The organism is Pseudomonas sp. NPDC087803, from assembly GCF_044742995.1.
Classification (GTDB): domain Bacteria; phylum Pseudomonadota; class Gammaproteobacteria; order Pseudomonadales; family Pseudomonadaceae; genus Aquipseudomonas.
On record NZ_JBIUVO010000046.1, the window covers coordinates 24,253 to 38,838 of the forward strand.

At 59.8% G+C, this 14,586-nt stretch carries 11 protein-coding genes; 8 read left to right on the forward strand and 3 right to left on the reverse strand.

The annotated features are described in order from the left end of the window. The 8 genes from ACIOUG_RS19790 to ACIOUG_RS19825 form a co-directional block, all read left to right on the forward strand. A partial coding sequence (locus tag ACIOUG_RS19790; RefSeq protein WP_401067978.1) for an ABC transporter substrate-binding protein occupies positions 1-1,226 on the forward strand: 1,226 nt, incomplete at its 5' end. A 305-nt stretch (positions 1,227-1,531) separates the two neighbouring features. Next, positions 1,532-3,130 (forward strand): ABC transporter substrate-binding protein, encoded by a 1,599-nt coding sequence (locus ACIOUG_RS19795; protein WP_401067981.1) that lies wholly within the window; start codon positions 1,532-1,534, stop codon positions 3,128-3,130. A gap of 175 nt (positions 3,131-3,305) precedes the next feature. Next, positions 3,306-4,718 (forward strand): OprD family porin, encoded by a 1,413-nt coding sequence (locus ACIOUG_RS19800; protein ID WP_401067983.1) that lies wholly within the window; start codon positions 3,306-3,308, stop codon positions 4,716-4,718. Between the two features lie 79 nt (positions 4,719-4,797). Continuing rightward, positions 4,798-6,393 (forward strand): ABC transporter substrate-binding protein, encoded by a 1,596-nt coding sequence (locus ACIOUG_RS19805; protein WP_401067985.1) that lies wholly within the window; start codon positions 4,798-4,800, stop codon positions 6,391-6,393. Positions 6,394-6,466: 73 nt separating this feature from the next. Beyond that, positions 6,467-7,477 (forward strand): ABC transporter permease subunit, encoded by a 1,011-nt coding sequence (locus ACIOUG_RS19810; RefSeq protein WP_401067987.1) that lies wholly within the window; start codon positions 6,467-6,469, stop codon positions 7,475-7,477. Positions 7,478-7,487: 10 nt separating this feature from the next. Continuing rightward, complete coding sequence (locus tag ACIOUG_RS19815; RefSeq protein ID WP_007966702.1) at positions 7,488-8,414, forward strand: ABC transporter permease subunit; 927 nt, start codon at positions 7,488-7,490, stop codon at positions 8,412-8,414. A 10-nt stretch (positions 8,415-8,424) separates the two neighbouring features. Then, positions 8,425-9,393 (forward strand): ABC transporter ATP-binding protein, encoded by a 969-nt coding sequence (locus ACIOUG_RS19820; protein WP_226500659.1) that lies wholly within the window; start codon positions 8,425-8,427, stop codon positions 9,391-9,393. Continuing rightward, positions 9,393-10,373 (forward strand): peptide ABC transporter ATP-binding protein, encoded by a 981-nt coding sequence (locus tag ACIOUG_RS19825; RefSeq protein WP_401067990.1) that lies wholly within the window; start codon positions 9,393-9,395, stop codon positions 10,371-10,373. Before ACIOUG_RS19820 ends, ACIOUG_RS19825 begins: the two co-directional genes overlap by 1 nt. 199 nt (positions 10,374-10,572) lie before the next feature. Here ACIOUG_RS19825 and ACIOUG_RS19830 read toward each other — a convergent pair whose 3' ends face one another. The 3 genes from ACIOUG_RS19830 to ACIOUG_RS19840 all read right to left on the reverse strand — a co-directional run. Beyond that, positions 10,573-10,827 carry a hypothetical protein gene (locus ACIOUG_RS19830; RefSeq protein ID WP_401067992.1) on the reverse strand — a complete coding sequence of 85 codons (255 nt, stop codon included), beginning with the start codon at positions 10,825-10,827 and terminating at the stop codon, positions 10,573-10,575. Positions 10,828-10,984: 157 nt separating this feature from the next. Then, complete coding sequence (locus ACIOUG_RS19835; RefSeq protein ID WP_401067995.1) at positions 10,985-12,220, reverse strand: MFS transporter; 1,236 nt, start codon at positions 12,218-12,220, stop codon at positions 10,985-10,987. Between the two features lie 1,291 nt (positions 12,221-13,511). Beyond that, the coding region (locus tag ACIOUG_RS19840; protein WP_401067998.1) for a peptide chain release factor 3 at positions 13,512-14,586 on the reverse strand (1,075 nt) is incomplete at its 5' end.

A 14,586-nucleotide genomic window follows, 5' to 3' on the forward strand; every position in this document is an offset into this window, starting at 1 on the left:
CGACCGAATTCCAGTACTTCACCGACATGGGGATGGACACCAACATCACCAAGATCGATAAAGTCGACGACCACACCGTCAAGTTCACCCTGAAAGAAGTCGATGCCGCGTTCATCCAGAACATGGCCATGAGCTTCGCCTCGATCCAGTCCGCCGAGTACGCTGCCCAGCTGCTCAAGGAAGGCAAGGCTGCCGACATCAACCAGAAGCCGATCGGCACCGGCCCGTTCGTGTTCAAGAGCTACCAGAAAGACTCGAACATCCGTTACACCGGCAACAAGGACTACTGGAAGCCTGAAGACGTGAAGATCGACAACCTGATCTTCGCCATCACCACCGACCCGTCGGTCCGTATCCAGAAGCTGAAAAAGAACGAGTGCCAGGTCACCCTGTTCCCGCGTCCGGCAGATCTCGCGGCGCTCAAGGCCGACAAGACCCTGAAGATGCCTGACCAGGCCGGTTTCAACCTGGGCTACATCGCCTACAACGTGATGGACAAGGTCAAGGGCAGCAACGAGGCTAACCCGCTGGCTGACCTGCGCGTGCGTCAGGCGCTGGACATGGCGGTGAACAAGCCGCAGATCATTGATTCGGTTTACCAGGGCGCGGGCCAGCTGGCCGTCAACGCCATGCCGCCGACCCAGTGGTCCTACGACACCACCATCAAAGACACCAAGTACGATCCTGAAAAAGCCAAGCAACTGCTCAAGGAAGCTGGCGTCAAGGAAGGTACCGAGATCGTTCTGTGGGCGATGCCGGTACAGCGTCCGTACAACCCGAACGCCAAGCTGATGGCTGAAATGCTCCAGTCCGACTGGAAGAAAATCGGCCTGAACGTGAAGATCACCAGCTACGAGTGGGGCGAGTACATCAAGCGTTCCAAAGGTGGCGAGAACCAGGCCATGATCATTGGCTGGAGCGGTGACAATGGTGACCCGGACAACTGGCTGAACGTGCTGTTCGGCTGCGACTCGCTCAGCGGCAACAACTTCTCCAAGTGGTGTGACAAGAAGTTCGACGGCCTCGTGAAAGAAGCCAAGCGCACTACCGATCAGGCCAAGCGCACCGAACTGTACAAACAGGCGCAACACGTCCTCAAAGATGCAGTCCCGATGACACCTATCGCTCACTCGACGGTGTACCAACCCATGCGCGCCAACGTGCAGGACTTCAAGATCAGCCCATTCGGCTTGAACTCCTTCTACGGCGTCAGCGTCAGCAATTAAGCCATTGCAACGGCGACGTTCATGACGTCGCCGTTGTTTTAGCTGCCGGGAAATCAGGAATTAGCCTACAGCCAATTCCGCTGCGGATGATTGTCTGCAGCGGCAGAGAATGTATCGACTTTTCCTACGAGTATTCAGGCAATTACGCATTTACTGCCAGACCCACGGCCCCTACCGTCGGGTTCTGACCAGTTTCTGCGTGGGCCACCGGCTTGCCGTACGTACTGGATTGAGCTCAATGCAACCACAACATCCCTGGACGGGGTCGCGGTGCATTGAACAACACTACAAAAAGAGGGAGCGTCATGCGCCATACCTTGGTTTTTTCCGCATTGCTGGGCGCCGGCCTGTTGGCCGCCACGTCCGTCAGCTACGCCGCCAGCAACAGCCTGGTGTTCTGCTCCGAAGGCAGCCCGGCGGGTTTCGATACCGCGCAATACACGACGGCGACCGATAACGACGCCGCCGAGCCGCTGTACAACCGTCTGGTCGAATTCGAAAAAGGCGCGACCAACGTCGTACCGGGCCTCGCAACCAAGTGGGATATTTCCGAGGATGGACTCAAGTACACCTTTCACCTGCGTGAGGGTGTGAAATTTCATACAACGCCGTACTTCAAACCGACCCGCGACTTCAACGCCGACGACGTGCTGTTCACGTTTAACCGCATGCTCGATCCCGCGCAGCCATTCCGTAAGGCTTATCCGACCGAATTCCCGTACTTCAACGGGATGAGCCTGAACAAGAACATCGCCAAGGTCGAAAAGACCGGGCCACTGACCGTGGAATTCACGCTCAACAGCGTCGACGCCGCGTTCATCCAGAACATCGCCATGAGCTTCGCTGCCATCCTGTCCGCCGAATACGCCGACAAGCTGCTGGCCGAAGGCAAACCGAGCGACATCAACCAGAAGCCGATCGGCACCGGGCCGTTCGTGTTCAAGAGCTACCAGAAAGACTCGAACATCCGTTACACCGGTAACGAGCACTACTGGGACCCGAGCCGGGTCAAGCTGAAGAACCTGATCTTCGCGATCAACACCGATGCTTCAGTGCGCGTGCAGAAGCTCAAGGCCGGTGAATGCCAGATCACCCTGCACCCACGCCCGGCCGACGTTGAAGCGCTGAAGGCCGACCCGAAACTGCAGCTGATTTCCAAGCCCGGCTTCAACCTCGGTTACATCGCCTACAACGTGCGTCACAAGCCCTTCGACCAGCTCGAAGTGCGTCAGGCGCTGGACATGGCGGTGAATAAACAGGGGATTCTCAACGCCGTTTATCAAGGCGCCGGACAACTGGCGGTCAACGCCATGCCGCCAACTCAGTGGTCCTACGACGAGACCATCAAGGACGCCGCCTACAACCCGGAAAAAGCCCGCGAGCTGCTCAAGGCTGCCGGCGTCAAGGAAGGCACCGAAATCACCCTGTGGGCGATGCCGGTGCAGCGCCCGTACAACCCCAACGCCAAACTGATGGCCGAAATGCTCCAGGCTGACTGGGCGAAGATCGGTCTGAAAGTGAAGATCGTCAGCTACGAATGGGGCGAGTACATCAAGCGCACCAAGAATGGCGAGCATGACATCAGCCTGATCGGCTGGACCGGCGACAACGGTGACCCGGACAACTGGCTGGGCACCCTGTACAGCTGCGACGCGATTGGCGGCAACAACTATTCCATGTGGTGCGACCCGGCTTACGACAAGTTGATCAAAGAGGCCAAGGTCGTCACCGACCGCGACCAGCGCACCACGCTCTACAAACAGGCGCAGCAGTTGCTCAAGCAGCAAGTGCCGATCACGCCTGTGGCCCACTCGACGGTCAACCAGCCGTTAAGCGCCCGGGTTGAAGGCTTCAAGGTCAGCCCCTTCGGTCGCAATGTGTTCTCGGGCGTCAGTATCGATTAACCCAACCGATTAGCCGCAACGCTGAGGGGGCTGTCTATCCCCCTCACGCAAGCGCTTTGCCGAAATTCGCCAATCAGGCCTTTGGCAATCGTTTGCGATGTGTGAATGAGTTCTAAACCAATAACCGGCCAACCCAAAAAAGCCGGCATAAAAAGAAAGTAAAGGAGCTTCACCCATGAAACTGAGCAGCACCGCGATACTGGCCCTGGCCATAAGCAGCATCACCGCCACCGCTTATGCCGATGAGCAGAGCCAGGCGTTCACCCCGGTGACCGTTAACGAGAAGAGTGCCCAGGCTGACGCCACGGGTTTCCTCGAAGGCAGTTCGATCAAGGGCACCACGCGTAACTGGTACGCCAACGAGCAACTCAAGCGCGGCGGCAAGTTCACTTACCGCAAGGATGGCGTCGCCACCCCGACCGATCGTCGTATCAACTGGGTGCAGGGCACCATCGTCAATTTCAGCTCCGGCTTCACTGAGGGTACCGTCGGTGTCAGTACTGAAATTGCCGCTTACAACGCTGTAGCGCTGGAGCGTAGTCGCAAGGACCTGGCCTCCAACAACGGTGGCGCACCGGGTACGCGTCCAGGCGCGGGCAACAACCGTACGCTGACCAAAGAAGGCGGCGACGCTGAAGGCCAGTGGAGCAAACTGGGCCTGGCCAACGTCAAGTTCCGCGTCTCGAACACCACGCTCACCGCCGGTCGTCAGAACTTCAGCACGCCGATCGTCGACACCATCGGCAACCGTGCGCTGCCTTCGAGCTTTGAAGGTGTCAGCCTGCACAGCGAAGAACTGAACAACCTGTCGTTCGACGCCGGCAGCTTCGACCGCGTATCGCCGCGTACCGAAGAAAGCCTGTCGAAGTTCCGCACCGAGTACAGCGCCAATGGCGCCGAGACCGATCGCGTCAGCATCGTCGGCCTGAACTATCAGCCGCTGCAAAGCCTGAAGACCAGCCTGTACGCCTCCAAGGCTGAAGACTTCTGGAACCAGTACTACTTCGGCGCCACCCACGAACTGGGTGACAGTAATGTCGTGAGCCTGACCACCGGCCTGAACTACTACAAGACCGTCGATACCGGCAAGAAAGAGATGGGTGAAATCGACAACGACACCTACTCCCTGTCGTTTGGCCTGACGCACCAGGCCCACAGCCTGACCTTCTCGTACCAGGCCATTAATGGTAACGAGTACTTCGACTACCTGCACGAAACCAACGGCATCTACCTGGCCAACTCCCTGCTGTCGGACTTCAACGGCCCGAACGAGAAGTCCTTCCAGGTTGCCTACGGTCTGAACATGGCCGAATACGGCGTGCCAGGCCTGAAATTCAACATCTACCAGGCGCGCGGCTGGGGCATCGACGGTACTCATTACACCGGCACTGCGTACGACGTACGCGGCATGGACGGCGAGCACCACTATGAATACGGCATCGGTGCCACCTACGCGGTACAGAGCGGCCCACTCAAGGCGACCACCATTCGTGGCACCTACACCGCTCACCGCGCCAGCGAAAACCAGGCTGACGGCAGCATCAACGAGTTCCGTCTCGTGACCACTGTTCCATTCAACATCCTGTAAAAAAACGCCAACCGACGGCTGACTCATGATGAGTCGGCCGTTCGGTTTTTTGTCTTCAACCGATTGCAGAGGGTTAACGATGAAAATGCTTCCCCTACGTGCGGCCGTTGCTGCCGCGTTGTTGAGCGCCGCCATCGGCGTCTCGGCCAAACCCTTGGTGGTCTGCACCGAAGCCAGCCCGGAAGGCTTCGATATGGTCCAGTACACAACTGCAGTCACTGCCGATGCGGTGGCCGAAACCATTTTCAACCGTCTGGCCGACTTCAAGCCCGGCACCACCGAAGTGATTCCGGCACTGGCCGAATCCTGGGACATCAGTGAAGACGGCCTGACATACACGTTCCACTTGCGTAAAGGCGTCAAGTTTCACACCACCGAATACTTCAAGCCGACCCGCGACATGAACGCCGACGACGTGGTCTGGAGCTTCCAGCGTCAGCTGGACCCGAATCACCCGTGGCACAAACTGTCGAGCGTGGGCTTCCCGTACTTTGAAAGCATGGGCTTCAAGGAACTGCTCAAAAGCGTAGAAAAAGTCGACGACAACACGGTCAAGTTCACCCTGACCCGCCGCGAAGCGCCGTTCCTGGCCGACATCGCGATGGCGTTCTCCTCGATCTACCCGGCCGAATACGCCGACCAGTTGCTCAAGTCCGGCAAGACCGGCGACCTCAACAACAAGCCTGTCGGCACCGGCCCGTTCATCTTCCAGCGTTACGCCAAGGATGCGCAGGTGCGCTTCAAGGCCAACCCGGACTACTTCCGTGGCAAGGCACCGGCCGACGCGCTGATCCTGGCGATCGCCACCGACAACAACGTGCGTCTGCAAAAGCTCAAGGCCAACGAGTGCCAGATCGCGCTGTATCCGAAACCGGATGACATCCCGAGCATCAAGAAAGACAGCAACCTGAAAGTCGACGAGATGGACGCGATGACCGTTTCGTACATCGCCATGAACACCCAGCACAAATACATCAGCGACGTGCGTGTGCGTAAAGCGATCGACATCGCCTTCGACAAGGAAGCCTACGTCAACGCGCTGTTCGGCAAGGGCAACGCCTCGGTCGCGGTCAACCCGTACCCGCCGACGCTGCTGGGCTACAACCACGACCTGAAAAACCCGCCACGCGATCTGGACAAGGCGCGCGCCCTGCTCAAGGAAGCCGGGGTTCCGGAAGGCACCGTGTTTACCCTGTTTACCCGTAACGGCGGCGGCCCGACCAACCCGAACCCGATGCTCGGCGCACAGATGATGCAGGCTGACCTGGCGAAAGTCGGGATCAAGATCGACATCCGCGTCATGGAATGGGGCGAAATGCTCAAACGCGCCAAGGCCGGCGAGCACGACATGGTGTCGGCCGGATGGGCGGGCGACAACGGCGACCCGGATAACTTCCTGACGCCTATGCTCAGTTGCGAAGCGGCCAAGAACGGCGAAAACTACGCGCGCTGGTGCAACGAGAAATTCCAGGGGCTGCTGGACGAAGCACGGGCTAAAGTAGATCCGGCCGAACGCGCGAAGCTCTACGAACAGGCCCAGGTGTTGTTTAATCAGGACCAACCGTGGATCAGCATGGCCCACACCCGAATGTTCACCGCAATGCGCAACAACGTAGAGGGTTATCACATCAGCCCTCTCACCACTAATAACTTCGCCACCACCCAGGTGAAGTAGATAAGAAACTCCCGGCCTCCCTGATCCCAGGGTCGCCGGGCACGCCTAACCGGCTGATGAGGTACCACACAAGATGTTTAGTTTTATTGCCCGCCGACTGGGGTTGTTGATCCCCACGTTTTTCGGCATCACCCTGCTGACTTTCGCGTTGATTCGCATGATCCCTGGCGACCCCGTGGAAGTGATGATGGGCGAACGTCGGGTCGACCCCGAAATGCACGCTCAGGCAATGGAACGCCTATGTCTGAACAAACCGCTGTATGCCCAGTACCTGGACTACATCGGCAAACTGGCCCACGGCGATCTCGGCGAATCCCTGCGTACGCGTGAAAGCGTATGGACCGAGTTCACCTCCCTCTTCCCGGCGACCCTGGAACTGTCCATGGCCGCCCTGCTGTTCGCCGGCATCCTGGGCCTGCTGGCCGGGGTGATCGCGGCACTCAAGCGAGGATCCCTGTTCGACCACGGGGTGATGGGCATCTCCCTGGCGGGGTATTCGATGCCGATCTTCTGGTGGGGCCTGATCCTGATCATGTTCTTTTCGGTGAGCCTGGGCTGGACCCCGGTGTCCGGGCGGATCGACCTGCTCTACGACATCGAGCCACGCACCGGTTTCATGCTGATCGACACGCTGCTGGCCGATGACATGGGCGCGTTTCTCGATGCGCTGCATCACCTGATCCTGCCGGCCATCGTGCTCGGCACCATTCCGCTGGCGGTGATCGCGCGGATGACTCGTTCGTCGATGCTCGAAGTGCTGCGTGAAGACTACATCCGTACCGCCCGGGCCAAAGGCTTGTCGCCGGCGCGCGTGGTGTTCGTGCACGGCCTGCGCAACGCACTGATTCCGGTACTGACCGTGGTCGGCCTGCAAGTCGGCACGCTGCTGGCCGGTGCAGTTCTGACCGAAACCATCTTCTCCTGGCCCGGCATCGGTAAATGGCTGATCGAAGCCATCGGCGCCCGGGACTACCCGGTTGTGCAAAACGGCATCCTGTTAATCGCCTGCCTGGTGATTCTGGTCAACTTCGTAGTGGACATCCTCTACGGCTTTGCCAACCCACGCATCCGTCATCAGCGCTGAGGTCCATACCATGAGCACTCCAACATCCTCAGTAGCCACTTCCGCGCCGAACGCGGATCAAAGCCTGCTGTACCCGTCACCGTACAAAGAATTCTGGCAAGCCTTCTCCAAGAACAAGGGTGCGGTTGCCGGCCTGCTGTTCATGCTGCTGGTGATTTTCTGCGCGATCTTCGCGCCATGGGTCGCCCCGCATAACCCGAGCGAGCAATACCGTGACTTCCTGCTGACGCCACCGGCGTGGCTTGAAGGCGGGCAGATGCAGTTCCTGCTCGGTACCGATGAACTGGGTCGCGACCTGCTGTCGCGCCTGATCCAGGGTTCGCGCCTGTCGCTGCTGATCGGTCTGTCGTCGGTGGTGATGTCGCTGATCCCGGGGATCCTGCTGGGTCTGTTCGCCGGTTTTTTCCCGAAAATGATCGGCCCGACCATCATGCGTCTGATGGACATCATGCTGGCCCTGCCGTCGCTGCTGCTGGCTGTGGCGATTGTCGCCATCCTCGGCCCTGGCCTGATCAACACCGTGATCGCCATTGCCGTGGTATCGCTGCCGTCCTACGTGCGCCTGACCCGTGCTGCGGTGATGGGCGAACTGAACCGCGACTACGTGACCGCCGCGCGCCTGGCCGGTGCCGGTCTGCCACGCCTGATGTTCATCACCGTGCTGCCCAACTGCATGGCACCGCTGATCGTTCAAGCGACCTTGAGCTTCTCCTCGGCGATTCTCGATGCTGCGGCACTGGGCTTCCTCGGCCTTGGCGTACAACCGCCAACCCCTGAGTGGGGCACCATGCTGGCCTCGGCCCGTGACTACATCGAACGCGCCTGGTGGGTCGTCAGTCTGCCTGGTTTGACCATTTTGCTCAGCGTGCTGGCAATCAACTTGATGGGCGACGGCCTGCGCGATGCGCTGGACCCGAAACTCAAGAACGCCGCCTGAGGAGATTCCCATGTCACTGCTAGAAATCAAGAATCTCAATGTTCGCTTCGGCGACAAGAACGCCGTTCCGGTGGTCGACGGCCTCGATCTGAAAGTCGACAAGGGCGAAGTCCTGGCGATCGTCGGCGAATCCGGTTCGGGCAAGTCCGTGACCATGATGGCGCTGATGGGCCTGATCGAGCACCCGGGGATCGTCACTGCCGACGCCCTGAGCTTCGACGGCAAGAACATGCTCAAGCTGAGCAACCGCCAGCGTCGGCAGATCGTCGGCAAAGACCTGGCGATGGTGTTCCAGGACCCGATGACCGCGCTCAACCCGAGCTACACCGTCGGTTTCCAGATTGAAGAAGTGCTGCGCCTGCACCTGAAAATGTCCGGCAAGCAAGCGCGCAAACGTGCCATCGAACTGCTGGAAAAAGTTGAAATCCCGGGCGCCGCCAGCCGTATGGACGCCTATCCGCACCAACTGTCCGGTGGTATGAGCCAGCGGGTGGCGATTGCCATGGCGATTGCCGGCGAGCCGAAACTGCTGATCGCCGACGAACCGACCACGGCACTGGACGTGACGATTCAGGCACAGATCATGGATCTGCTGCTGGCGTTGCAGAAAGAACAGAACATGGGTCTGGTGTTGATCACTCACGACCTCGCGGTCGTGGCTGAAACCGCCCAGCGCGTCTGTGTGATGTACGCCGGCCAAGCGGTTGAAGTCGGTCAGGTGCCACAACTGTTCGACATCCCGGCGCACCCGTACAGCGAAGCGCTGCTCAAGGCGATTCCCGAGCACAGCCTCGGCGCCTCGCGCCTGTCGACCCTGCCGGGTATCGTTCCGGGGCGTTACGACCGGCCGCAGGGTTGCCTGCTGTCGCCACGCTGCCCGTACGTGCAGGACAGCTGCCGCGCGCAGCGTCCGGCCCTTGATCCGAAAAGCAACAGCCTCGCGCGCTGCTTCTTCCCGCTGAACCAGGAGGTGGCGTAATGGCCGTCGTACTTACCGCCCGCGACCTGACCCGTCACTACGAAGTCTCCCGTGGCCTGTTCAAGGGCCACGCGACCGTGCGCGCGCTCAATGGCGTGTCGTTCGAACTGGAAGCCGGCAAGACCCTCGCCGTGGTTGGCGAGTCGGGCTGCGGCAAATCCACCCTCGCCCGTGCCCTGACCCTGATTGAAGAGCCGTCGTCCGGCTCGCTGAAAATCGCCGGCCAGGAAGTCGCCGGCGCCGACAAGGCCCAGCGCAAGCAACTGCGCAAAGACGTGCAGATGGTGTTCCAGAGCCCGTACGCGTCGTTGAACCCACGGCAGAAAATCGGTGATCAACTGGCCGAGCCGCTGCTGATCAACACCAACCTGAGTGCCGCCGAACGTCGCGAGAAAGTCCAGGCGATGATGAAGCAGGTCGGCTTGCGTCCTGAGCATTACCAGCGTTATCCGCACATGTTCTCCGGCGGTCAGCGTCAGCGGATCGCCCTGGCGCGGGCGATGATGCTGCAACCGAAAGTGCTGGTGGCGGACGAACCGACCTCGGCGCTGGACGTGTCGATTCAGGCACAGGTGCTGAACCTGTTCATGGACCTGCAGCAGGAATTCAACACCGCCTACGTGTTCATCTCGCACAACCTGGCGGTGGTGCGTCACGTCGCTGATTCGGTGTTGGTGATGTACCTCGGCCGGCCAGTGGAAATGGGCCCGAAAGAGGACATCTACACCCGTCCTCTGCACCCGTACACCCAGGCCTTGTTGTCGGCGACGCCTACGATCCACCCGGATCCGGACAAGCCGAAAATCAAGATCGTCGGCGAACTGCCCAACCCGCTGAACCCGCCATCGGGCTGCGCGTTCCACAAGCGTTGCCCATACGCCACCGAGCGTTGCAGCAGCGAAGAGCCGGCCCTGCGCCAGCTCGACAACCGGCAGGTGGCTTGCCACTACGCCGAGCAGTTCCTCGACGGCGCCGCCTGATCACGCCGGACAACATTGTGGGAGCGGGCTTGCTCGCGAATGCGGTGTGACAGTCGATGATGCTGGTGACTGATCCACCGCTTTCGGGAGCAAGCCCCCTCCCACAAAGGATTTGAGTTGTACCAGAAGGGTTAACCAAACCCCTTCTCCCCCGATTGCGCATCAGTCGGGGAAGAAGGGGTTTTCTTTTGCCGGCGATTTACGACTGGCTGTCGCCGTCGTCATCGTCAGTGTCCGGCTCATCAGTGGTGGAGTCGTCATCATCCTTGCTGCCACCCTGATCCTGATCGCCTGGTTCTGACTCGGACTTGGCCAGCATGACCACACCGGCCTGTCCGTGGGCTGCATTAAAACCATGAGATGGCGTGGCAGAACTGGCCCACGCCGCCGTGGTGCCAAGCGTCAACATCACCAAAACCTTAAGCAACAGCACAACGCGTTGAAAAATGCTCATAGCCATTTCCATCCTTTCGTGGTTGAAGCCTGGGGTGCCGATCCGGCGCTGAATGAAATCTAGTTCCGATCAGCGAGGTTCACCAGATAGGACGCTAACGAGCCAGCGGAAATGCCCCGGTCGGGAAGATCACTTGTGAATAACGGCTATAACCGAATCAGCTAAGCGAGGTGGCGCGCGGGTCGGCTGCTTGCGCCTTGGTCGGGCTCGATGAGCGTGTTGCAAGGCAGATCAGCGGCACGGTCAACAACGCCAATGTCGCGCTCGCGAGCCATACGCTGTGCCCTCCGAAGTGCCCATACAGCTGACCACTCAGCACCGGCGACAGCAACGCACTGGCGCTCCAGCTCATGAAGAACAGACCAAAATACTGGCCGCTTTTGCCACCCTGCGCATGCCGCATGACCAGCACATTCATTGGCGGCATGAAAAAAGCTTCACCCAATGTCCAGATCACCGTCGACAGACACACATAAAACAACCCCGAGCCAAACGGCAACATCCCCAACCCGACCGCCAGCAACACACAGCCCGCCAGCAGTTGTCGACGCAAGCCCCAGCGCTCGCCCCAGTGCGTCAGAGGGATCTGCAAAGCCACCACCAGCATCGCGTTAAGCCCGAACTGCCAGCCGATGGCCTCAGTGCTCAAGTGGTAGTAGTCACGCAGATAATTGCCCAGCGTGCTGTAAACCGTGTCGAACGCCATCCCCAGCAATACCGCCGCGCCGAGTAACCAGAGGAACGCCGTATCGCGAAAGGGCACGCCTGTACCGGGGCCTGTGTCGGCAGCCTCTTCAGACCTGAGCACCGGCCGCCGCCAAGTGGTGCGGACAAACCACAGCAGCGCGAGCAACGTCATCGCCGCACTGACAAAAAACACCCAACGGAAATCCGTCTGCGCCAACACGCCGCCGGCAATACCGGCAGCCGCCATGCCAAGGTTTCTTGCAACCCGGCTCAAGGCCTGGGCGCGCGAACGCTGCGCAGGCTCGCAATACTCCATGATCAGCCGCTGATGCAGGGTTCGAATCGCCCCGTCGAGGGTACCGCTGAGCAACAGCAACCCGGCCAGCAGTGGCACCTGCGTCACCAGCCCCAGCAGGATCAACACCCACACGGAGACGAAGAACAACGCTGCCGTCAGCCGCGCCGTCCGCACATGGTCACTGAGCAGCCCACCGACCATCGAACCGATCAACAACCCCGCGCCGTAAGCCGACAACAGCCAGCCAACCGTCTCGATCGCCAGCCCCAACTCCTGACGCAGGTACAGCGCCATGAACAGCTTGACCATGCTGCTCAGACGATTGATGAACAGCAATGCCGCAAGTACCCAGGCCATCAGACTGAAATAGCCATTGGGGCGCAGCAGATGGACGAGGTTGCGCGTCATTCCCTTGACCTCTCAAAACGACTGGCATGGACCTGAAACACTAACGCCCGGCACGCCGGTTGTCGCGCTCAAGAACATCGAGAACTCAAAATACGGACTCGCCCTACAGTCCCAGCAGGAGCTGCCGTAGGCTGCAGTCTTTTGACTTCGCTTTTTTGAGTCCTGAAGATCGCAGCCTACGGTCGCTCAGTTCGATTAGAAAATGGTCGGTTGTGAAACCGCCTTCGCGAGCAAGCCCGCTTCTACATTGGGATTGGGTGTGGTCTGTTGGAGATTGGTCGGCTGCCAGGCCGCCATCGCTGGCAGGCCAGCTCCCACAGTTGGATTGGGTGCGGTCAGTTGGAGAGTGGTCGGCTGTGAAACCGCCTTCGCGAGCAAGCCCGCTCCCACAGTAGGAATGGGTGTGGTCTGTTGGAGATTGGTCGGCTGCCAGGCCGCCATCGCTGGCAGGCCAGCTCCCACAGTTGGAATGGATGTGGTCTGTTGGAGATTGGTCGGCTCGGAGGCCGCCATCGCTGGCAAGCCAGCTCCCACAGTTGGAATGGGTGTGGGCTGTTGGAGATTGGTCGGCTCGGAGGCCGCCATCGCTGGCAGGCCAGCTCCCACAGTTGGAATGGGTGTGGTCTGTTGGAGATTGGTCGGCTGTCAGGCCGCCATCGCTGGCAAGCCAGCTCCCACAATTGGAATGGGTGTGGGCTGTTGGAGATTGGTCGGCTCAGAGGCCGCCATCGCTGGCAGGCCAGCTCCCACAGTTGGAATGGGTGGGGTTTGTTGGAGATTGGTCGGCTGTCAGGCCGCCATCGCCAGCAGGCTGGCTCCTACAGGAAAGCAAAAGCCTAGCGCATGCTCTTCACCACTCAAATGGCCGAGTGTCAGCTCGCCGAAAGCTCTTGATCTTGATCCACGGGCGACGTCGGAAGGCTGAGTGGAGGGATTGATCCGGGGGTGGGAGCGCAGCGACCGTTTGGCGCAGCCAAACACAGCGAGAGGAGGTGCAGCGAAGCAAACCGGAGGCGCTGCCCCCGGATCGATCCCGGAGCGAAGGAACCCCGAGCCCCAGCGAGCGGGCCGAACGTAGGAGCAAGCGTTTTTTTGCTTACTTTTTTGAGGCGTTTGTCAAAAAAGTGAGTCGCCGTAAGGGCGAAACCCTAAGTAGCCGTTACCGAAAAAACGGATATACACCCAAAACCACCCAAAGTCTGGTCGGCCCAAAGGCCGCCAAGACCAAAGCCCCAAAAAAAAGCCCCCAAGGCCTACACCTCAGGGGCTTTCGAACAAACCAGCTCAACGCTTAATGATGCTCACGCGTCGCACGGAATTTAACATCCGGCCACCGCTCTTCCATCAACGCCAGGTTAACCCGCGTCGGCGCCAGGTAGGTCAGGTGCCCACCGCCATCCAGTGCCAGGTTCTCCACAGCCTTGTTGGAAAACTCCTCAAGCTTCTTCTTGTCGCTGCACTCAATCCAGCGCGCGGAGTAAACAGTGATCGGCTCATAAGAGCACTCAACCTTGTACTCCTCCTTCAAACGGCTGGCGACCACATCAAACTGCAGCACACCGACGGCGCCAAGAATGATGTCGTTACTGCGCTCCGGGAAGAACACCTGAGTCGCGCCCTCTTCAGCCAGCTGCTGCAGGCCCTGACGCAACTGCTTGGACTTCAACGGATCACGCAAACGCACGCGACGGAACAGTTCCGGGGCGAAGTGCGGGATGCCGGTGAAACCGAGGACTTCACCTTCGCTGAAGGTGTCGCCGATCTGGATGGTGCCGTGGTTATGCAGACCGATGATGTCGCCGGCGTACGCCTCTTCCAGCTGTTCACGCTCGGAGGAGAAGAACGTCAGGGCGTCGCCGATGCGCACGTCCTTGCCGGTACGCACATGGCGCATCTTCATACCTTTCTCGTACTTGCCGGAGCAGATACGCATGAAGGCGATGCGGTCGCGGTGTTTCGGGTCCATGTTCGCCTGGATCTTGAAGATGAAGCCCGAGAACTTCTCTTCCACCGGCTCCACAGTACGCTCGTTGGCGACCCGGGCCAGCGGACGCGGTGCCCAGTCAACCACTGCATCGAGCACGTGGTCGACACCAAAGTTGCCCAATGCAGTACCGAAGAACACCGGGGTCAGTTGACCGTCGAGGAATTCCTGCTGGTTGAACTCATGGCAAGCGCCCTGCACCAATTCCAGCTGTTCGAGGAAGCGATCGTACTCGTCGCCCAGGTGCGCGCGCGCCTCGTCGGAGTCGAGTTTCTCGATGATCTTGGTTTCGGTGCGTTCGTGACCGTGACCGGCGGTGTAGACAATGATGTAGTCGTCGGCCAGGTGGTACACGCCCTTGAAGTCGCGGTAGCAACCGATC